Origin of the sequence: Thauera butanivorans NBRC 103042 (assembly GCF_001591165.1) — a bacterium.
Lineage (GTDB): Bacteria > Pseudomonadota > Gammaproteobacteria > Burkholderiales > Rhodocyclaceae > Thauera > Thauera butanivorans.
The window spans coordinates 57,934-79,182 of the sequence record NZ_BCUG01000005.1 but is presented as its reverse complement, the minus strand read 5'-3'; the positions used below and the strand labels follow the sequence as shown (position 1 = coordinate 79,182).

Annotated in this window: 15 protein-coding genes and 1 pseudogene; 5 read left to right on the top strand and 11 right to left on the bottom strand. The window is 68.3% G+C overall.

Annotation, left to right across the window (positions count from 1 at the left end; all coding sequences use genetic code 11):
• Together TBU01S_RS03565 and TBU01S_RS03560 are read right to left on the bottom strand one after the other, a co-directional pair.
• Nucleotides 1–1,696, bottom strand: a 1,696-nt coding sequence (locus TBU01S_RS03565; protein ID WP_245650840.1) for a cobaltochelatase subunit CobN, incomplete at its 3' end; no start/stop codon positions are given.
• Nucleotides 1,697–1,847: 151 nt separating this feature from the next.
• On the bottom strand, nt 1,848–3,830 hold the full coding sequence (locus tag TBU01S_RS03560) for a TonB-dependent receptor plug domain-containing protein (RefSeq protein WP_068635263.1): 1,983 nt from the start codon (nt 3,828–3,830) through the stop codon (nt 1,848–1,850).
• A 322-nt stretch (nt 3,831–4,152) separates the two neighbouring features.
• On the opposite strand from TBU01S_RS03560, the gene TBU01S_RS03555 reads away from it, so the two are divergent.
• On the top strand, nt 4,153–5,250 hold the full coding sequence (locus TBU01S_RS03555; protein ID WP_068635262.1) for an NAD(P)-dependent alcohol dehydrogenase: 1,098 nt from the start codon (nt 4,153–4,155) through the stop codon (nt 5,248–5,250).
• Here TBU01S_RS03555 and TBU01S_RS24440 read toward each other — a convergent pair.
• The gene (locus TBU01S_RS24440; protein WP_217999556.1) at nt 5,237–5,704 is read right to left on the bottom strand and encodes an ATP-binding protein; all 468 of its coding nucleotides are present in this window, start codon (nt 5,702–5,704) and stop codon (nt 5,237–5,239) included. The genes TBU01S_RS03555 and TBU01S_RS24440 overlap by 14 nt on opposite strands.
• Here TBU01S_RS24440 and TBU01S_RS24705 point away from each other — a divergent pair.
• Nucleotides 5,663–6,265: pseudogene (locus TBU01S_RS24705) on the top strand (aminotransferase-like domain-containing protein); the annotation flags it as partial. The gene TBU01S_RS24440 and the pseudogene TBU01S_RS24705 overlap by 42 nt on opposite strands.
• 74 nt (nt 6,266–6,339) lie before the next feature.
• On the opposite strand, the gene TBU01S_RS03540 reads toward TBU01S_RS24705, so the two are convergent.
• The 8 genes from TBU01S_RS03540 to TBU01S_RS03505 all read right to left on the bottom strand — a co-directional run bounded on the left by TBU01S_RS03540 (nt 6,340) and on the right by TBU01S_RS03505 (nt 16,303).
• The gene (locus TBU01S_RS03540) at nt 6,340–7,593 is read right to left on the bottom strand and encodes an MFS transporter (RefSeq protein WP_068635259.1); all 1,254 of its coding nucleotides are present in this window, start codon (nt 7,591–7,593) and stop codon (nt 6,340–6,342) included.
• Between the two features lie 196 nt (nt 7,594–7,789).
• Nucleotides 7,790–8,884: a siderophore-interacting protein gene (locus TBU01S_RS03535; RefSeq protein ID WP_068635258.1), complete on the bottom strand. Its 1,095-nt coding sequence runs from the start codon at nt 8,882–8,884 to the stop codon at nt 7,790–7,792.
• A gap of 33 nt (nt 8,885–8,917) precedes the next feature.
• Nucleotides 8,918–9,715: an ABC transporter ATP-binding protein gene (locus tag TBU01S_RS03530; RefSeq protein ID WP_068635257.1), complete on the bottom strand. Its 798-nt coding sequence runs from the start codon at nt 9,713–9,715 to the stop codon at nt 8,918–8,920.
• A 4-nt stretch (nt 9,716–9,719) separates the two neighbouring features.
• Nucleotides 9,720–10,802 (bottom strand): FecCD family ABC transporter permease, encoded by a 1,083-nt coding sequence (locus TBU01S_RS03525; protein ID WP_174524499.1) that lies wholly within the window; start codon nt 10,800–10,802, stop codon nt 9,720–9,722.
• Complete coding sequence (locus tag TBU01S_RS03520) at nt 10,799–11,941, bottom strand: ABC transporter substrate-binding protein (RefSeq protein WP_068635256.1); 1,143 nt, start codon at nt 11,939–11,941, stop codon at nt 10,799–10,801. Before TBU01S_RS03520 ends, TBU01S_RS03525 begins: the two co-directional genes overlap by 4 nt.
• Nucleotides 11,941–14,028: a TonB-dependent receptor domain-containing protein gene (locus TBU01S_RS03515; protein WP_068635268.1), complete on the bottom strand. Its 2,088-nt coding sequence runs from the start codon at nt 14,026–14,028 to the stop codon at nt 11,941–11,943. The genes TBU01S_RS03520 and TBU01S_RS03515 overlap by 1 nt, the downstream gene beginning before the upstream one ends.
• Before the next feature lie 173 nt (nt 14,029–14,201).
• Complete coding sequence (locus TBU01S_RS03510; protein ID WP_068635255.1) at nt 14,202–15,206, bottom strand: helix-turn-helix transcriptional regulator; 1,005 nt, start codon at nt 15,204–15,206, stop codon at nt 14,202–14,204.
• Nucleotides 15,207–15,403: 197 nt separating this feature from the next.
• Complete coding sequence (locus tag TBU01S_RS03505) at nt 15,404–16,303, bottom strand: LysR family transcriptional regulator (protein WP_068635254.1); 900 nt, start codon at nt 16,301–16,303, stop codon at nt 15,404–15,406.
• Between the two features lie 148 nt (nt 16,304–16,451).
• On the opposite strand from TBU01S_RS03505, the gene TBU01S_RS03500 reads away from it, so the two are divergent.
• From TBU01S_RS03500 to TBU01S_RS03490, 3 genes are all read left to right on the top strand, one after another.
• A complete protein-coding gene (locus TBU01S_RS03500) occupies nt 16,452–17,843 on the top strand; it encodes a GntP family permease (RefSeq protein ID WP_068635253.1) in 1,392 nt (463 codons plus the stop codon).
• A gap of 158 nt (nt 17,844–18,001) precedes the next feature.
• Nucleotides 18,002–19,513, top strand: coding sequence for a CoA-acylating methylmalonate-semialdehyde dehydrogenase (locus TBU01S_RS03495; protein WP_068635252.1), 1,512 nt, complete (start codon nt 18,002–18,004; stop codon nt 19,511–19,513).
• A gap of 80 nt (nt 19,514–19,593) precedes the next feature.
• Nucleotides 19,594–21,210, top strand: a complete 1,617-nt coding sequence (locus TBU01S_RS03490; protein ID WP_068635251.1) for a GMC family oxidoreductase — start codon at nt 19,594–19,596, stop codon at nt 21,208–21,210.
• The last annotated feature ends 39 nt before the right edge of the window (nt 21,211–21,249 follow it).

Here is a 21,249-nt window from a genome sequence, read left to right as displayed (position 1 = left end):
AGGGGTCGTCGTGGATCGACAGCCCGCGCTCCTTGCCCGGCGTCCATTCCTGGCTGCCGTGGGTGCCGAAGTGGATCAGCGCGTCGGCGTCGAACTGCGTGCGGGCGTAGAGATAGGCGGCGAGGTAGAAGTGGGTCAGCGGCACCCGGGTGTCGTGGTAGATGGCCTTTTCCGCCGGTTCGCCGGCACGGCCGCGCGGCGGCTGCGGCAGGATGGCGAGATTGCCCAGTTGCAGGCGCGGGATGGCGAAAGCGCGCTCGCCTTCGGCGCCGATCAGCATCGGATCGTCGGCCGGCACGCCCCAGTGCGCTTCGATGCGGCTGCGCACCGGCTCCGGCAAGGCCTCGTACCAGGCGAGGTAGTCGGCCAGCGGCAGGCGCGCGGCCAGGTTGCGCGCCACCAGCTCGTCGAGGCGGCGCACCGCATCGGCACGATAGAACGGCGCCAGCATGTCGGCAGCGGCATCGACCATGCCCTGCTCCTCCAGCGGCTCGACCGCATAGCCGGCGCCGCGCAGCGTCTCCGTCAGCAGCGCCAGGCTGCGCGGCACGTTCATGAACGAGGCCGACAGGTTCTTCTCGCCTTCCGGATAGTTGTAGAACATCAGCGCGACGCGCTTGTCGGCGTTGGCCTTGGCGCGCAGGCGGATCAGCTTGAACACCTTGTCCACCAGCGCGTCGGCCTGCTCGGGGATCAACACCGCATCGCCGTCCTCGATCGCGGCGACCATCAGCGGGTCGGTGAGCCCCGCAAACTCCGGAATCGCCAGGTAGAAGGGCACGCCGCTGGTCGGCACGCCGACCGGGTCCGCGCGCCAGTCGTCGGCATCTCCGCCGCGCCAGGTCAGGGCCTGCAGCACCGGCACGCCGAGGCGCAGATAGTCCTCGCGCCGGCTGCCCTGGTACATCACCTGCAGGTTGACGATGAGATCCACCACCGGCTTGCCATCCTCGCCGTACAGCAGATCGAGCGCGCCGGCGCCCGCGGTGGTCGGGTGGAAATACACCAGCGGCAGCGCGCCGCGCGCTTCCAGCCGGCGCACCAGTTCGTCCACATGGGCCATGCCGAGGTTGCCGATGTAGGCGCGATGGATGGCGATGCCGACCGCCGGCCCGCGCCCGGCGCGCTCCGCGCCCAGCCAGGCACGGTAGGCCGCCAGGTTGGCGACCACCAGATCCGGGTGGTCCGGATGATAGAAGCCGGCTTCCGGGTAGATCGACGGCGCGGGCACCTCGACACCACGCTCGCCTGCCAGGTGATGGCGCACCCAGGCGAACAGGCCGGCGAAGTTGCGCTGGCCGCCGTTGCGGTAATAGTCGTGCAAGCTCTGGCCGTGGGCGGGGTCGAGGCCGCCGCCGGCCTGCGGCCCGCGTGCCGACGACAGCAGCCAGGGCACCCCCGCCTGTTCGAGCAGCGGCCCCATGCGCTCGAGCAGGCGGCGGCCGTCTTCCTCGCGCGGCGCGTCGATCAGCACGAGATCGGCCTCTCCCAGCGCGGCGCCGATACGGGTGTCGTCATCGCGGTCGATGTTGAGCGCATCCACGTCGACGCCGGCAGCCTTGCCGATCTCGCCCAGCGCGGTGAATTTGCCGGCGAGGACGAAATCGCTGCTCACCACCGCCACCCGCGGTGCGCCGGTGGCGGCACGCAGAGCGAACAGCGCCACGACGGCAATCAACAGCACGGCAACGAACACCAGCAACGCGCGGCGGCGGGGAGTCCCCGTGGGCGGGTTCGGCTGTTCTGCAGGAAATTGGGAGGATTCCGGAGTCATGGGCTGGCAGGAGTCGTAAACAAGGCAAAACCGGCGAACGGCTCAGCGCGCGTCCGCCGGCGGGATGGCAGGCTCAGAACGAACCGTGCAGCGACACGCGCAGCGTGCGCGGCGTTTCGGAATAGCTGAAGGCGTCGGATTTATCCACCAGGCGGACGTCGGTCAGGTTGTCCACACCGAGACTGACGCCCAGGTGCTCGTTGATGCGGTAACCGGCGCTGGCATGCAGCAGATTGTAGGACGGCGCCCGGTCGCCATCGAGATGCTGGCGGCCGATGTGCTCGGCGCGCAGCGCGGCATCCCACGGCCCTTGCTTCCAGCCCGCGCGGGCATTGAGCAGGATGCGGGAGCGGCCATTGAGCTCGTCGCCGGTCTCCTTGTCCTTGGTATCGAGCCACTGCGCGTTGCCGCCGAGGTAGAAGCCACCTCCGAGCTGCCATTTCGCTGCCGTTTCGACGCCGATGATGCGTGCTTCGTCAACGTTGTCGTACAGATAGTGGCGGCGCGGGATCGGCAGCCCGCCGGAGGGCGGCGTGATGCGCAGCAGGCGCGTGGTGATCAGGTCCTTGACGTCGTTGTGGAACACCGTGGCTTCCCATTCGAGGCCGCCGTGGGCGTAGGCCACGCCGAGTTCGACCGAGCGGCTGGTCTCCGGCTTGATGTCGGCGTTGCCGTAGAAGGAGTGCGGCCCTTCGTGGCCTTCGTAGTTGGGCGAGATCTGCTTCAGCGTGGGCGCGCGGAAGCCTTCGCCGTAGCCTCCGCGCACGGTCCAGCGCTCATCGACGTGCCACACCAGGTAGGCGCGCGGGCTGGTCTCGCCGCCGAAAATGCTGTGGCGGTCGTGGCGCACGCCGAGCGTCAGCATCACCGAGTCCGACAGGCCGATCTCGTCCTGCAGGTACAGCGCCTTGTGCGTGGCATCGTCCTTGCCCCCGGCGAGGCCGGCGTTCTTCATCTCTTCCTTGCGCGCGTCGAAGCCGATCGTCAGGTGCTGGGCGCTGCCGATGCCGAAGCCGACGCGGCCATCGACACCGCGCTCTTCCATGCTCTGCGGCCGCGTCGGCGCCACGCCGTTGGTGCGCCGGCTCTTCACCGAGAAGTCCGACTCCCATACCCGCAACTGGCTGTCGACCTCGCCCCAGTCGCCTTTCCAGGTGGCGATGGACTGGGTGCGCTCGATGTCGTAGGTATCCCTGTAGTAGGTGCCGCTGCTGATCTGCTGGCGGGTGCGCTCCTCGTCGGCGACGCGGTGCTCCAGGTCGAGGATGTGGCCGGCCAGCGGCGCCCACGACAGCAGCAGATGGCCGGCATCCAGCTCGGTGCCCTCGATTTCGGACAGCCGGCGGTTTTCCTTCAGCTTCAGCGGGTCGCGGTCGAGATGGGTCGCCGACAGGCCGATGCGCAAGCTGTCGCCGAGCGGGCCGGACAGATGGACGCCGCCGCCCACCGCATCGCCCCCGCCGGCGCCGCGGGCATCGCTGCCGGACAGGCGCACGCTGCCCTGCCAGTGGTCGGCGGGACGGCGGGTGATGGTGTTGACCACGCCGCCGAGCGCGTCCGAGCCGTACAGCACCGACATCGGCCCGCGCACCACCTCGATGCGCTCGACGTCGTCGACCGGCGCCCAGTCGTACTGGTAGTCGGAGTGCCCCACCCAGTCGTCGGTGGAGATCACGCGCAGGCCGTTGACCAGGTAGAGCGTGTGCTTGCCGTCCATGCCGCGCAGCGACATGGTCTTGCGCCCGCCGACGCTGCGGCCGAGCAAGCCGACGCCGGGGGTCTCGCGGATCGCGCCGAGCACGTTGTCGGCACCGCTGACGCGGATGTCCTCGCGCGACACCACCGAGGCGGCGGCCGGCACGTCGCGGATGGCCTGCTCGCGCTGGGTGGCGGTGACCACGACCTCGCTCAGGCGCTGGCCGTCCTCGACCGCCAGCGCGGCCGCAGGCGCCAGTCCGGCAAGGGCCAGCAGCGCGCCATACAGCGGCGCCGGTCGAAGCGGCACCTTCATTCCATCACCACGCCCGGACGCACGGGCAGACAACAGCTTCAGCATGGGTATCTCCATCGGAATCTGGCTGGCTGCCTAGCCGCACGGGCGTCGGTTGCTTGCTGAACATCGGATCGAAAGGCACGCGCATGGCCGGGAGCGGATCACGCGGCCAAGCGGCTTCCCGTGTGCCACACCGCATCTGGCAGGCATCGCACGGAACGGCAGGATTATACCAATAAATGACAATCATTCTCGTTTGATCGAGATCAATTCAGCACCGACAAAACAGGCTTCCATTGACCTGGATCAAGACCCGCGGAAGAGGCCCGCCGACGATCTGGCCTACACTGAAAGAGCTTTACGGCACACTCCAGGAGGAAGTCTCATGACGATGATGAAAGCAACCGTTTTCGTAGCCCCTGGCCGCATCGAACTGGTGGACAAGCCCATTCCCGACATCGGGCCGAACGACGCCCTGGTCCGCATCACCACCACCACGATCTGCGGAACCGACGTACACATCCTCAAGGGCGAATACCCGGTGAAGCCCGGCCTGACGATCGGCCACGAGCCGGTGGGCGTGATCGAAAAGCTCGGCAGCGCGGTGCAGGGCTATACCGAAGGCCAGCGCGTGATCGCCGGCGCGATCTGCCCGAACTTCAACAGCTATGCCGCGCAGGACGGCGCGCCGTCGCAGGATGGCAGCTACCTGATCCCGAGCGGGCAGTGCGGCGCCCACGGCCACAAGGCCACCGCTGGCTGGCGCTTCGGCAACATGATCGACGGCACCCAGGCCGAATACGTGCTGGTGCCCGACGCCCAGGCCAACCTCGCGCCGATTCCCGACGGCCTCAGTGACGAGCAGGTGCTGATGTGCCCGGACATCATGTCCACCGGCTTCAAGGGCGCCGAGAACGCCAACATCAAGCTCGGCGACACCGTGGTGGTGTTCGCCCAGGGCCCGATCGGCCTGTGCGCCACCGCCGGCGCGCGCCTGCTGGGCGCGACCACCATCATCGCAGTGGACGGCAACGACCACCGCCTGGGCATCGCCAAGGTGATGGGCGCCGACGTGACGCTGAACTTCCGCAACTGCGACGTGGTGGATGAGGTGATGAAGCTCACCGGCGGCCGCGGCGCCGACAGCTCCATCGAGGCGCTGGGTACCCAGGCCACCTGGGAGCAGTCGCTGAAAGTGCTGAAGCCGGGCGGCACGCTGTCCAGCCTGGGGGTGTATTCGGAAGACCTGAAGATCCCGATGGCCCACTTCGCCGCCGGCCTCGGCGACCACACCATCCGCACCGCGCTGTGCCCCGGCGGCAAGGAGCGCATGCGCCGGCTGATGAACGTGCTCGCCGCCGACCGCCTCGACCTCGGCGTGCTCGTCACCCACCAGTACAAGCTCGACGACATCGTCGCCGCCTACGAGCTGTTCGCCAACCAGAGGGACGGCGTGCTGAAGGTCGCGATCAAGCCTTCCTGACCGCCCGTGTTGCAGTTGCAGCGGCAAGCGCCCGGCCCGACAGGGTCGGGCGTTTTTTCTGCCGGATGCGGCTCGGCCCACAGTCCGCGTTCAGACCCACACCGCCGACGGGCGGCAGACCTGTACCCACCAGCGCCTGCCGGGTCATTTCGCCCTCGATTCGAGCCAGCAGCATCCCAACTTGCGGGGTAACTTGCGGGGTCGCCGGCGTGGGTCTCGGGATCACCGCCTTGAACTCGTTGCCAGCCGCGTCATTCACCAAGCACGTCTCCGGCCAATCTTCCAGAACGCGTGGGATGCCGGTGCCGATACCACGATACGGCAGGATGTTCACAGCGTGATCGGTGAGGGTAGGATTGCGCCGATTCGATTTCCCTCGACGGATTTGCTCAGTGCTCAAGCTGTCGGGCAAATGGCCTGGGCTGATAATCTCGATGCGGTCGGAGAAGATCAACAAGCGGATCGAAGCGCTGGTGAAGTAATCGCGGTGGAGTCCCCGACGTATTTCGTCATCCTGCAGATGCTCCACAGCCTCGGCTTGCGCGCGGTGGAAATTCCCGCCTCCGAGCGTGGCATGGATCTCGCACAGCTCGAATCCGCGCTCAAGGCCGGACAGCTTCGTGCGGTCATCAGCATTGCAAACATCAACAATCCGACGGGCATCACGCTGTCTATGGAGGACAAGTCGAAACTGGTGGCGCTGGCGGAACGATACGATGTCGCCTTGATCGAGGATGACATCTACGGCGACACCCATTTCAATGCCATCCGCCCCAGGCCGTTGCGCGCATTCAGCGACAAGGTCATCCTGTGCAGCAGCTTTTCCAAGACACTTGCCCCCGGCATCCGCGTCGGCTGGGTGGCGGGCGGGCGCTGGTCCTCGGCAATCGCGTCGATGAAATACAGCTCGACACTGGGAACGGCCATCTACCCGCAGGCTGCGATCGCCGAATTCCTCCGCACCGGCGGATACGACGCGCATCTGCGCAAGCTCAGGCATACCTTGCACAAGCAGATCGATTCGCTGCCCGGCCGAAGACCGGTAGTCGGAATGCCCCATCCAGTCGTCCGCCACCAGCGCGGCATCGCTCACCTCCGGTCGATGCCTGACGCACCTTCGTCCCGAAAACACCCCCGCACCACAGTCCAGGCGGCAAGGCTGCCGACGACGCAGGCGCAGCCGCCGGCCAGCAGGGCCGTGGACACGGCGAAGCGCCTGGCGACGTAGCCCATCTGCAGGCCGCCGAGCGCCGGCCCCAAGGCCGACTGCAGCAGCCAGCATGCCGAGACGCGCCCGCGCAGCGCATCCGGCGTGTGCTGCTGCAGCAGCGCGCCGCGCACGATGTCGCCAACGGTATCGGCGCTGCCGGCCAGCGCCAGACAGGCCAGCATCATCCACAGGCTGCCGGTGAGGCCGGCCGCGGCCACCGCCAGCCCCCACAGCACCGCCGTCGCTGCCAGCACGCGGCCGGGACGGCGCAGCGTGCGCGTCCAGCCGGATGACAGCGCGGCCGCCAGCGCGCCCAGCGCCGGCGCCGCATGCAGCACGCCGACCAGCGCCGCATCGCCGCCCAGCGTCTCGCTGGCAATCTGCGGCAGCAGCACGAAGGGCATCGCCAGCAGGCTGGCGGTCAGATCGAGCAGCAGCATGCCGGAGATCACCGGGCTGCGGCGGATGAAACGCAAGCCATCGCGCCACTCCGCCAGCGCCCCGTGCCCTTGCTCCTGTCCTTTGCCGGGCGGCTCATCGGCCGCGCGGGCGGCATTCAGCCGTGGCAGCCGCGCAAGCAGCAGCGGCGTGATCGCCGACGCTGCCATCACCACCGCGTAGCAGCTTGCAAGCCCGGCACCGGCGATCAGCAGCCCGGCCATGATCGGCCCGATCAGCGCGGCAAGCTGCAGGGCGATGGCGCTCAAGGCGCCGGCGGCGGCAAGCTGCCCGCGCGCCACCAGCGACGGCAGCACCGCCATCAGCGCCGGCGCACCGATGCCGCTGCTGAGGCCGCCGGCCAGCGCCGCCAGGTAGATCGCGCCGACGTGGGCCTGCGGCAGCAGCGTGTTGCCCAGCAGCAGGCCGACGACGCCGACATAGGCGATCCGGCTGCCGACCATCAGCGTGCGCCGGTCGTGCCGGTCGGCCAGGCGGCCGCCGAACACCAGTCCGGCAAGCTGCCCGCCGGCCAGGCAGAAGCCGACCAGGGCCACATGCAGCGAGGACTGGGTGAGCGCATGGACCTGCCAGGCCACGGCGACGGCGTTGATGCCGTACACCATCAGTGCCACCGTCCGCGCCAGGTACAGCAGGCGGAAGCCCGGGTTGGTCCGCAGCGGGCCGATGTCCACCACGAATCGGGCCAGGCGCGGCCCGCTGGCCTGGGCCTTTGCAGTCCGGGTCCCACCCGGCAGGATCTTTGCTGGTCGGAGCTTTTCTGGCCGGGCGCTGCCACCCGGCCCGGGACAGGACTCGCCCGCCGACTCGGGACAGGCGGCCCCCGCAGGCGAGGTGCGTGACGCCCTGCCCGCGCCGAAAGAAGCCGGTTCAGTCATCGGCAGGCACGTTCTTGAACTCGGTTTCACTGCGCCCGCGCCGCCAGTAGGCCACCACCAGATGTTCGGCCGGCGTGAGGCCGCGTTCCTTGCGCACGTACGCACGTACTGCGCGGAAGGCGTCGAACTCCAGGCCGGCCCAGACGAACAGCCGCGTGCCGGACTCCGGCCAGGCCACGGCGCGCACGGCATCTGGCAGCAGGGTGGTGGTACCCGGCGCCTGCGAGCCGCGCAGCAGCCAGCGCAGTTCGATGCTGGCCGGCACGCGCAGCGCCAGGCGGTCGCTTGCGTCCTGGACTTCGACCAGCGCCACGCCACGTGCGTCGGCCGGCAGGTTCTCCAGAATGCGTGCAATGGCCGGCAGCGCGGTCTCATCGCCGGCGAGCAGAGTCCAGTCGGCCTCGCGTGCGCCCAGGCCGCCCGGCCCGCGCATGCCGACCCGGTCGCCGGGGCGGGCGCGCTGCGCCCAACTGCCGCCAGGGCCGGCAGGTTCATGCACCACCATGTCGATCTCCAGCGTGCCCGCCGCCGGATCGATGTCGCGGATGGTATAGGTGCGCATGTCCAGCCGCTTGTCGCCCTCCGGCATGCGCAGCAGGCCGTTGGCATCCAGGGTCGGCCATTCCGGCTCGGTGTTGCCCGGCTGCGGCAGCAGCAGCTTGCAATGCAGATTGCCCAGGCCGGCATAGCGTTCGAGCCGTTCGCCGGCAAGGGTGATGCGGCGCATGCGCGCAGTCAGGTCGCGCGCGGCGATCACCCGCAGCACACGGAAGGCCGGCGGCTCGCGCAACTGGCTGCCGTCGCCATACCAGCGGATTTCGACCGCCTGGGAAGAAAACTCCAGCAGGTGGCTCGCCACCACGGCCTTGAGGTCGTACAGTGCATCCATCGTCGCGGCTTCGGCGCGGATGTCGAGTTGCTCGCCGTCGACGCGGATATGGATCAGGCCGCCGTGGATGGCGAGTTTCCAGTCGGCGCCGTCGCGCTGGAATTCGAAACCGTGTTCGCGCATGTGTTCGCCCAGGCGCATCAGGGTGTGTTCGGCTTCGGCCAGGCTCACCTGCGCCTGCGCAACAAGCTGGGTCATGATGAAGACTCCTCGGTCGAGGGGGAAATGGATTCAGGCCGGCGGCGCCTCGGCCGGGCCATCGATCAGCACCATCGTGCGTCCGCGCTCGCAGTGCTGCACGCGCGCTTCCACGCCATAGACGGTGCGCAGCATCTCCGGCGTGATCGCGGCCTGCGGCGTGCCGCAGGCGTGCAGACGGCCCCGGTGTATCACCAGGATGTGGTCGGCCCACTGCGCCGCCAGGGCGAGGTCGTGCAGCACCGTGATCACCAGGTGGCCGCCGTCGGCCAGCCGGCGCACCGTGTCCATCACCCGCCACTGGTGGCGCAGGTCGAGCGCGCTGGTGGGCTCGTCGAGCAGCAGGATGGGAGAGTCGCGCGCGATCGCCTGGGCCAGCGCGGCAACCTGGCGCTGGCCGCCGGAAAGCTGATCGAGCCGCCGCATCGCGAGGTCGTCGATGCCCAGGCGTTCGAGCACCGCCATCGCCGCGAGCTCTTCCTCGCGCGCCGGCAGGGCGCGGGCCTGCATCGCCGTCAGGGTGACTTCCAGCACGTTCAGCGCGGCGGTTTCCGGCAGGCTCTGCGGCATGTAGCCGATGGTGCGCGCCAGCGCGGCCGCTGGCATGGCGAGCAGGTCCTGGCCGTCCCAGCGTGCCTGGCCGCTGGCCGGCACCAGCCGGGCGAGTGCACGCAGCAGGGTGGACTTGCCGGTGGCATTGGGGCCGACCAGGGCCACCAACTGGCCCGGCAGCAGCGGCGGCAGGCTCAGGTCGCCAAGCACCGGACGGTTGCGGTAGGACACCGTGAGGTGCCGGACTTCCAGCGCCGGCGTGGTATTCGTGGTGCTCATCGCCTCATCTGCGCCGGTGGCGCCGGGTGATCAGGACCAGGAACACCGGCAGGCCGACCAGCGAGGTGGCGATGCCCACCGGCATCAGCACGCCGGGCACCAGGGTCTTGCTGATCACCGAGGCCAGCGACATCAGCAGCGCGCCGCAGACCACGCTGGCCGGCAGCAGGAAGCGGTGGTCCTCGCCGACCAGCAGGCGCGCCATGTGCGGCCCGACCAGGCCGACGAAGCCGATCGTGCCGACCAGCGCCACCGCCGTCGCCGCCAGCAGGCTGGCGCGCACCAGCGCCCACAGCCGCAGGCGGTCGACGTTGACGCCGAAGCTGCGCGCGCGGTCGTCCCCCAGCCGCAGCGCGGTGAGCCGGCGCGCGGCACGCCACGAGAACGGCATCGTCACGACCAGCACGGCGGTCAGCAGGCCGACGTTGGTCCAGTCGGCGCGCGCCAGGCTGCCCATGGTCCAGAACACCAGTTGCTGCAGCGCGTCCTCGCTGGCAACGAACTGCAGCAGCGACAGCAGCGCGCCGGCGGCAAAGCCGATGGTGATGCCGAACAACACCAGCGTTTCCGGCCCGGCCTGGTGGGTGCGCGCGAGCAGTTGCAGCAGCAGCAGGGCACCGAGCGCAAACACGAAGGCATTGGCCGGCACCAGCCAGGCCAGATCGAAGCCTGGAACGCCCACCCCGAGCACGATCGCAAGCGCGGCGCCGAGTGCCGCCGACGACGACACGCCAAGGGTGAACGGCTCGGCCAGCGGGTTGCCGAGGATGGTCTGCATCTCGACCCCGGCGAGCGCCAGCGCCATGCCGACCAGCACCGCCAGCACCGCGATCGGCAGCCGTACCTCCCACAGGATCACGCGCTGGCCGCGCCCTAGCGATCCGGCATCGAACAGCCCGCGCAGCGCATCCACCACGCCGAGCGAGGATGGACCGCTGACGAAGTCGGTCAGTGCGCTGGCCAGTGCAAGAATCAGCAGCAAGGCCACCAGGCCGCGGCGGCGCCAGATCAGTCGGCGGTACTCGTCCAGCGTGTCGAGCCCGGCTGTCGACACCACCACGGCCGGATGACAGGCCTCACGCGTCATCGATTGCTCCGGCCGGGAACGACGAAACCGGCGGGCTGCCCCGGCCCGTTGGTCCAGAAGGTGCCGCGCAGCGGCGTGGCGAGGAAGCGGCTGTTGATCTCGTCCATCGTCGCCTGCGGGTCGATGTCGGCATACAAGTCGGGCAGCACCCATTTGGCGACGGCTTCGAGCGCGACGATGCTCAGGCCGCCGGTGAGCGGAAACCAGATGCCGTGGGTGCGCCCATCCTCGACCGCGCGCATGCCGGACATTCCCTTGCGCTGCAGTACCCGGCCCAGCGAGGCCTGCGCGGCGGCCGGCGTGGTATTCACGCCGAGCACCAGCCCGCCGCGCTCGGCGAGGTAGGCGCCGCCCGCGCCGATATAGACCTCCGGATCCTGATCGAGCACGTATTCCAGGCTCAGCTGGCCGAACATGCCAGGCAGCACTTCCTCGCCGATGTGGCGCCCCCCGGCGATGGTGACGAGGTCGCCGATGCTCTCGCCGCTTCCCACCGAAGAGCAGCAGGCGGCACTGCCCGCGTGCGGCTCGAGCAGCACCACGGGGCGCCGCTGCACGGTCGCGGCGCGGCTGCGGATGCGCTCGAGGCGCTCCTGGAAGAAGGCCATGTAGGCATCGGTCTGTTCGCTGCGGCCGATCAGCACGCCGAGCTGCTGCAGGCCGTCCAGTGGCCGCTCGCTGCGGAAGCTGGGGGTCAGGCGCAAAACCACCACGCCGATGCCGGCCGCCTCCAGTTGGCGGATCAGGCGCCCGACGGCCATGAAACGCGGATGCAGCACGACAAGGTCGGGCTTCAGCGCGATGACGCGTTCGAGCGGGAAGTTGTTCGGGTCGTCGACGCTGAGCTGCAGGATGTCGTCGAAAGCGGGATCGGCCTCGCGCAGCGCGCCCAGCGTGTCCGCATCCAGGCGCCAGCGGTTCCACGCCACCAGGCGCTGCGCCGGACGGTCGTCGATGAGGGCGAGGGTGATGAAGTCCGAGGTGTCGGTCAGCACGATGCGCTGCGCGGGCTGGGACAGCACCACGCGGCGGCCGGCCTGGTCGGTCACCGCCACTTCCGCCGCCGCCCCCAGCGACAGCGCGGACAGCAGGCCGGCCAGAACGGCACGCAGGGCCCCGCACAAGCGCCGCATGCCCATCAGAAGCCCGCGTTCAAGGCCACCCACAGGCGGCGGCCCTCGTCCTGCATCCAGTTGCCGTCGAGGCCGGTGGTGCGCGTGCGGTTGTCGATCGCGACCATGCGGTCGGTGACGTTGAGCAGCGCGGCCTTGAGCGTCAGCGTGGGGCTGAAGGCGTACTGCCCGCCGATGTCCAGCGTGGCCGAGGCCGGGCGCTCGCGCACGTTCGTCGCGCCGTTGCGGAAGCCGGCGTAGTAGGACTTGCCGTAGTAGTTGGCACGCAGCCAGGCGGAGAAGGCATCATTGGGCGTCCAGTCGAGCTGGGCCTTCAGCATGTGCCTGGGCGTCTTGTCCAGCGGCTTGCCGTCGAGGGAGCTGTTGTCGTAGGAGAACTCGCCGCCGCCCTCGCGCTCGGACTTCACGTAGGTGTAGTTGCCGTCGAAGCCCAGCGTGCGGGTGAGCGGAAAGTTCAGCGCCACTTCCAGGCCGCGGATGGTGACGTTGTCGATGTTGTCGTAGACGTAGATGCTGCGCGAGGGCATGCGCGGATCGTCCACGCCGGTGTCGTAGCTGGCGACCTTGTTCTTGAAGTCGTTGTTGAACACCGTCGCGCTGAGGCTGGAACTCGGCGCCCACTGCCAGGCCACGCCGAACTCCTGCGTCAGGCTGGTTTCCGGATCGAGGTTCGGATTGCCGCACAGATTGCCGCGCTTGGGCGTGTTGCCGCCGGTGGTCATGCAGTAGCCCGCCACGCTCTGGCGCAGCGTCGGCGCCTTGAAGCCGCTGGCGACGCCGCCGCGCAGGGTCCACGCCTCGTCGAGCTGATACACCCCGTACAGCCGCGGCGACCAGTGCGAGCCGTAGAGTTCGTGGTGGTCGAGACGCACGCCGGCCGTCAGCGTGAAGCGATCGCTGAAGAAGAAATCGTCTTCCGCCGACAAGGCCCACGAATCGATGTCTACCTTGTCCACGTTCGGTGCCGGGAAACCCGGGATGGAATCCTGCTGGCTGATGCCTTCGACGCTGCTGAGCTGGTACTGGGCGCCGAGGCGCAGCAGGTGGCGGCTGAAGGGCAGCGACAGCTGGCCGTCGAACACGCGGTTGGTCACTTCCGGCCGGGCGACGTTGCGCGCGCCATTGGTGTAGTCGTTCTGCTTGCCCACTTCCTGGCTGAGCACCACGCGGGACGTGCCGAAGGACCAGCGCCCTTCGTGCGTCAGCGAGATGTGGTCGCGGCTGTGGCGGGTCTCGGTGCCATCCGCGGTCGCGGCGATGGAATGGCCCGGCTCGCGCAGGTAGCTGAAGTCCTCGGTGCCCACGTCCAGGGTCAGGTCCTGCTTGTCGCTCAGCTTTGCGCTGAGCTTGGCGCCGATCGAGCGGTCGCGGCTGCCGTGGGCGCCGCTGACGAAAGGCAGGGGGTAGTAGATGTCGTCCTCGTAGCGGCGCACGTACTGGCCGTAGACCTGCAGGCCGAGCGCATCGGCCTTGATCGGCCCACCCACCCAGAAGTCGGCCTGGCGGCTGTCGCCGAGATCGGAATGTTCCTGCTTGGTCGCCGACAGCGTGACCGAGCCGCGCCACGCGGCCGGCACCTTGCGGGTGATGATGTTGATCACGCCGCCCATCGCGTCGGCGCCGTACAAGGTGCCCATCGGGCCGCGCACCACCTCGATGCGCTCGATCGCATCGAGCGGCGGCAGGAAGTTGGCCTGTACACCGCCGGTGCCGCGGTTCATGGTCTCGCGCGTGCCCTGCCGCTTGCCGTCCACCAGGATCAGGGTGTATTCGCCGGGCATGCCGCGGATCGAGATGTCGCTGGAATTGGGGCTGTCGCCATTGACGTTGACGCCTTCCAGGCGGTTGATGGCCTCGACCGCGCTGCCGACCGGCAGCTTGTCGAGCTCCTCGCGGGTGATCACGGAAATCGACGCCGGCGCGTCCTTGACCATTTGCTGCTTGCCGGCGGCGGAGACGACGACCGCGCTCAGCATGCTCTCTTCCTGGGCATGGACGGAAGCGCTGGCCGCCATTGCCGCAATGGCGGCCAGGATGCAGCGGGCAAGCGGCAGGACGGAACGATGGGAATGGATGTCGGCGGTGGGTTTCATGGGCGTGGGCAGCTTCGGCTTCGGTAGGATCTGGAGTCGCGCACTGCGCGAGCGACAGGCACGCACGGAACCCGAGCGTGCTTCGGCAGGCATTTCAGCATTCCATCGCCTTGCCGTGGTTTGCCGGACACGCACGAATGTTTGCCGGATGCGCTTTGAGGCCACAGCGCCGTTCAGATGCGTGCCCGCACCATCTTGGGCGACAGTCCGAAGCGGCGCTTGAAGGCCGTGGCGAAATTGGCGGCGCTGTTGTAGCCCGCCACATGGGCGGCCTGGGCCACGCTCAAGCCGCGCTGTTCCAGGTCGATGCGCGCCTTGTGCAGGCGCGCATCGCGCCGGAATTCGATGATCGACGTTCCATAGGCAGCGCGGAAATGGCGTTGCAGCGCGCTGGCACTGAGCCCCGCCCAGCGGGCGATCCCGTCCAGGCTCAGCTCCAGCGCCGCATCGCTGGCGAGGAAATCGCGCAATCGGGCCAGGCGCTCGTGCTGGCACGGGCGCAGTCCGGCATTGCCGGCCTGCGCCGTCAGGCTGCCCAGCGCCTCATGGGCCAGTTCGACCGCCCGGCTGTTGATCAGCAAGCGCCCCAGCGGTGCCGGGCCGGCCGTCAACTGCATCAGCTGCTCGGCCAGCGCCACGGCGCGCGGCGACGGCCGCCAGGGCTGTGTCGCCAGATTGCGATCGAGAAAGCTGCGCACGCGCGGGTCCGTCCCGGCATCGGCAAGCCCTTGCTGCTGCAGCCATTCGGACGACATGAACAGGCTCACCTTGCGCTCGAGCTTGCCCCGCTGCCAGCGGCGCTCGAAAGTCTCCTGCCGCGTGGTGCCGACCATCATGCCGCATGCTGCGGCTTGCCGCTGCCCCGCCGACAGATCGACGCGCTGCGCGCCGAAGGACACATCGACATTGCCGGCCAGCAATACCGTGATACGCAGCCCCGGGGCCAGCGAGACCCGCGAGCGCAGGTCGCGAAGATCGCAGACCTGGGTGCAATGCACGTCGAGCCCGTGCCCGCCGCCCAGGCGGAACATGCTGCCGGCGAGCACCGGTTCGTCCGACGCCATCCGCGCACCGACGAAATGGTAGTCGCCCGCGCAGAACTCGCCGGCGCGCATCGTGCCGGGCGGCAGCAAAAGATCACGGGCGATTCCCGCGCCCATCGTTTGATTCAAGGCCATCCATGCTTCCAGTCAGATGAGCCAGACTCGCGGAAAGCCCGGAGATCAGCTCCCGAAACAAGTAATGATGACCATTATCATTTACTTTCGTGACTGCCTGCGCAAGCTTTTCGTGCATTGCAGCCGGCGCAGGCCTCCTTGTCGCACGCAACGCGACATGGCACCTTGCTACGAAAAGCGCAGTGGGATTTTGCCGCTCAACGCATGTCGCCGCGCCAGGCTTCGGCGACGGCTTCCATCGCGGCGACGATCGGCGGCTCCTTGACCCTGTCCTTGCGGCAGATGAAGCCCAGCGCCGCCGGCACCATGACGGCGTCGGCGATCACCACGCCGTCGGCGTGGGCAGCGTGCAGAGCCAAGCTGTCGCGCGCCAGCGAAAGCGCGACGCCCGACCTGACCAGGTCCATCATCGAAGGCTCCAGGTCGACCTGGGCCACGACCTTGAACTCGACATTCTCCGCCGCGGCGATACGGTTCAACAGGCGGTGATGCACCGACTCCGGCGGCGTCCAGATCCAGGGCAGCTGGGCCAGCGCCCGCCAGCCCTTGCCCCGCACCTGCCCGCCCCAGCTCGGCGGCGCGACGACGCGGTAGATGAAACCCGTCAGCACGAGGACGTGGAAGCGGTCCCGCAAGTCTTCCAGGCCCGGCGCGCCCATCGCGAAGGCGGCATCCAGGCTGCCCGCCTCCACCTCCCGCGCCATCGCGCCCGACATGCCGTGGCTCAGCATGAAGGACACGCCGGGATGGCGCTCCGCAAGCAGGCGCAGGCACACCCCCAGGCGCAGGAACTCCGGATCGACGATGGTGCCCAGGCGCAGCGTGCCCATCAGGCTGCCCTTGAGGTCGGCCGCCGCGGCACGGAACTCGGAAGCCGCCGCCAGCGCCCGCTCGGCCGCCGGCAACAGCTGGCGGCCTGCCTGGGTCAGGCGGACGCCGCGCGGCAAGCGTTCGAACAGGCTCAGGCCGAGGGATCCCTGCAGCTTCTTGAGCTGCAGGCTCAGGGCCGGCTGGGTGATGCACAGCCGGTCGGCCGCCCGCGTCAGGTTCCCCTCCTGGGCAGTCATCACGAAAGCCCGTAGGCCCGAATAGTCCATTTGATATTAGCAATCGAAATAACTAATCCAATGATAACTCATTGGACCGGATGGTTTTCGGCGGTTTTAAATCCCTCGCGCTGCACCCTTGCGCCCTTTCGCAATGAAGGGGGGATTTTCTTTCGTCATAACCAGAAGAGGAGATATCGTGAGCCTGCTGATCGTCATCGCGGCACTTGCCTTCCTGATGTTCGTGGCCTACCGCGGCTACAGCGTCATCCTGTTTGCCCCGGTCGCAGCGCTAGGCGCGGTGTTCCTGGTCGATCCATCCCTGGTGGCGCCGATGTTCTCCAGCGTCTTCATGGAAAAGATGGTGGGCTTCGTCAAGCTCTACTTCCCGGTCTTCCTGCTGGGCGCCATTTTCGGCAAGGTCATCGAGTTGTCGGGCTTTTCCAAATCGATCGTCTCCACGGTGATCGGACTCGTCGGCCAGAAGCGGGCGATCCTCTCCATCGTGCTGGTCTGCGCGCTGCTGACCTACGGCGGCGTGTCGATGTTCGTCGTCGTCTTCGCCGTCTATCCCTTCGCCGCCGAGATGTTCCGCCAGAGCAACATCCCCAAGCGCCTGATTCCGGGCACGATCGCGCTGGGCGGCTTCACCTTCACGATGGACGCGCTGCCCGGCTCGCCGCAGATACAGAACATCATTCCCAGCACCTTCTTCAAGACCGACACCTGGTCCGCGCCCTGGCTGGGCGTCACCGGCGCGGTGTTCATCCTGATCACCGGCCTGATCTATCTGGAAGTGCAGCGCCGCCGCGCCGCGGCCGCCAGCGAAGGCTACGGCAGCAGCCTGATGAACGAGCCCGAGCCCTTCGACCACGACAACATGCCCCACCCCGCGATCGCGCTGCTGCCGCTGGTGCTGGTCGGCGTGATGAACAAGGTCTTCACCAGCCTGATCCCGCGCTTCTACGGCGACATGCACGAAATGACCCTGGCGGGCGCCACCACATCGATAACGACCGACGTTTCCAAGGTTGTCGCCATCTGGGCGGTGGAGGCGGCCCTGCTGGCGGGCATCCTGACGGTGATGGTGTTCGCCTTCAAGACGGTGGCCAGACGCTTCGCCAAAGGCACCCAGTTGGCGATCGGCGGCTCGCTGCTGGCGACGATGAATACCGCCTCGGAATACGGTTTCGGCGCTGTCATCGCCGGACTGCCCGGCTTCCTGGTGGTGGCCGAAGGCCTCAAGGCGATTCCCGATCCCTTGATCAACCAGGCGGTGACGATCACCTCGCTGGCCGGCATCACCGGCTCCGCCTCCGGCGGCATGAGCATTGCGCTCGCCGCCATGGCCGACACCTTCATCCAGAACGCGACGGCGGCGGGCATTCCGATGGAAGTGCTGCACCGGGTATCCGCCATGGCTTCCGGCGGCATGGACACCCTGCCGCACAACGGTGCCGTCATCACGCTGCTCGCGGTGACGGGCCTGACCCACCGCCAGTCCTACAAGGACATTTTCGCCATCACCATCATCAAGACGATAGCGGCCTTCTTGGTCATCGCCGTGTACTACACATTCGGCATCGTCTGAGGCGCCCCCCGCGCAGCTGCGCCGGGGGCTGGCTCCAAAGGCCCGGGATATTAGCAATCAAAATATCAAATCTAATAATAAGTCATTGGACCAGTCCCCCCGCAGTCGTTTTAATGCAAAGCACCAAGCCCCCACACACCACAGAAGGAGAAATCGATATGAGCTTTACCTACGCCTCGCCCCAAAGCCGCGTCGGCCACTGGATCGACAACGAATTCCGCCCCGGTGAAGGCGGCGAGACCGCGGTTTACGATCCCGCCCTGGGCAAGGTTTCGCGCCAGGTCGCGCTTGCAACCCGGGCCGAAGTCGATGCCGCCGTCGCCTCCGCTGCCGCCGCCCAGCCCGAGTGGGGCGCGCTGGCCGTCCAGCGCCGCGCCCGCGTGCTGTTCCGGATGAAGGAACTGGTCGAGCGCCACACCGGCGACCTCGCCCGTCTGGTCACCCGCGAGCACGGCAAGACCTTCCCCGACGCCAGGGGCGAAGTGCAGCGCGGCCTGGAAATCATCGAGTTCGCCTGCGGCATTCCGCAGCTTCTGAAGGGCCAGTACTCCGACAACGTGGGCGGCGGCATCGCCAACTGGAACCAGCGCATGCCGCTGGGCGTCACCGCCGGCATCACCCCGTTCAATTTCCCCGTCATGGTGCCGATGTGGATGGCGCCGGTGTCGATCGCCTGCGGCAACGCCTTCGTGCTGAAGCCCTCCGAGCGCGACCCCTCGCCCTCGCTGCTGCTCGGCGAGCTGTTCCGCGAAGCCGGCCTGCCGGCAGGCGTGTTCAACGTCGTGCAGGGCGACAAGACCGCGGTGGATGCGCTGCTGAACCACCCCGACGTGCAGGCGGTCAGCTTCGTCGGCTCGACCCCGATCGCGAAATACATCTACGAGACCGCCGCGCGCAACGGCAAGCGCGCCCAGGCCCTGGGCGGCGCCAAGAACCACATGGTGGTGATGCCCGACGCCGACCTCGACCAAGCGGCTGACGCGCTGATCGGCGCCGCCTACGGCTCGGCCGGCGAACGCTGCATGGCGATCTCGGTCGCGGTCGCGGTCGGCAGCATCGCCGACGAGCTGATCGCCAAGGTGAAGAGCCGCGCCGAAAAGCTCAAGGTCGACGACGGCGAAGCCAGCGGTGCCGACATGGGCCCGGTGGTCACGCAGGAGGCCAAGGCGCGCATCGAGGACTACATCGCTTCCGGCGTCGAACAGGGCGCCAGCCTGGTGCTCGACGGCCGCGGCCTGGTCGTGCCCGGCCGCGAAGACGGCTACTTCCTCGGCGCCACGCTGTTCGACCACGTCAAGCCCGGCATGAAGATCTACGACGAGGAAATCTTCGGCCCGGTGCTGTGCGTGGTCCGCGTCGATACCTTCGCCGAGGCGGTGGCGATGATCAACGCCCACGCCTTCGGCAACGGCGTCGCCTGCTACACCCGCGACGGCCGCACGGCGCAGGAATTCGCCCAGAAGATCCAGGTCGGCATGGTCGGCATCAACGTGCCGCTGCCGGTGCCGATGGCCTGGCATTCGTTCGGCGGCTGGAAGCAGAGCCTGTTCGGCGACCACCACGGCTACGGCGAGGAAGGCGTGCGCTTCTACACCCGCTACAAGAGCATCATGCAGCGCTGGCCCGACAGCGGCTCCAAGGGGCCCGAGTTCGTGATGCCGGTCAACTGACCCGGCAAGTCCTCCTCAGCGGACCGCCCGCCACCCCCCGGCGGCGGGCGCCACGAAACTCGACCCCCAGGAGTGCCCCCATGAAAGACTTCGGTGAATTCGATTACATCGTGGTCGGCGGCGGTGCCGCCGGCTGCGTGCTGGCCAACCGCCTGTCGGCAGACTCCGACGTGAGCGTGCTGCTGCTCGAAGCCGGCAACGACGAAAGATGGATCTGGACCAGGATCCCGGTCGGCTACCTGTACTGCATCAACAATCCGCGCACCGACTGGTGCTACAAGACCGAACCGGAGCCGGGCCTCAACGGCCGCTCCATCATCTACGCCCGCGGCAAGGGCCTGGGCGGCAGCACGCTGATCAACGCCATGCTCTATCTGCGCGGCCAGGCGCGCGACTACGATTCCTGGGCCGAAGCCACCGGCGATGCCGGCTGGGCCTGGAAAGAAGTCATGCCGCTGTTCAAGCGCGTCGAGAACCATTGGACCGGCGGCAACGACCTCCACGGCGGCAAGGGCGAATGGCGGGTGGAACAGCAGCGCCTGAGATGGGACATCCTCGACCGCTTTGCCGAAGCGGCAACGCAGGCCGGCGTTCCGGCCACGCCCGACTTCAACGGCGGCAACAACCTCGGCGTCAGCCAGTTCGAAGTGAACCAGAAGCGCGGCACGCGCTGGAGCAGCGCACGCGGCTTCCTCGATCCGGTGCGCAAGCGCCCGAACCTGCGCATCGTCACCGGTGCGCTGTCCGACAAGCTGGTGCTGGAAGGCCGCCAGGCACGCGGCATCGAATTCCGCCTCGGCAACGAGGCCTGCGTGGCACGCAGCCGCATCGAGGTCGTGCTCGCCGCCGGCGCCGTCGGCTCTCCAGCCATCCTGCAGCGCTCCGGCATCGGCGATCCGGCCCTGCTGCAGGAACTCGGCATTCCGGTCGCCCATGCGCTGCCCGGCGTCGGTCGCAACCTGCAGGACCATCTGCAGATCCGCAGCGTATACAAGGTGCAGGGCATCAAGACGCTGAACCGCCAGGCCAACAGCCTGTGGGGCAAGGCCATGATGGCGCTGGAATACGCCTTCAAACGGAGCGGCCCGCTGACGATGGCACCCAGCCAGCTCGGCCTGTTCGCGCATTCCGACCCCTCGGTGCCGACACCCGATCTGGAATACCACGTCCAGCCGCTGTCGCTGGACAAGTTCGGCGACCCGCTGCACAAATTCCCGGCCTTCACCGCCAGCGTCTGCGACCTGCGCCCGCAATCCCGCGGCCATATCGACATCCGCGACCGCGACCCCGCCAGCGCACCGAAGATCGCCCCCTGCTACCTGACGCACGAGGCCGACCGCCAGAAGGCCGCGCGCGCGTTGCGCCTGACCCGCAAGATCGCCAGCCAGCCGGCGCTGGCGCCCTTCCAGCCGGTCGAATACCTGCCGGGGCCGGACTTCACCACCGACGAGCAGTTGATCCATGCCGCCGGCAACATCGGCACCACCATCTTCCACCCGGTCGGCACCTGCAGGATGGGACGCAGCGACGACGATTCCGCCGTCACCGACTCCGAACTGCGGCTGCGTGGCATCGCCGGCGTGCGCGTCGTCGATGCTTCGATCATGCCCAGCATCACCTCGGGCAACACCAGCTCGCCGACCATCATGATCGCCGAACGGGGCGCGCAACTGATCCGCGCGGCGCGCGGACGCTGAAGGACGGCCACGCTCCGCAGCGCTGCGGGCCGCTGCCTC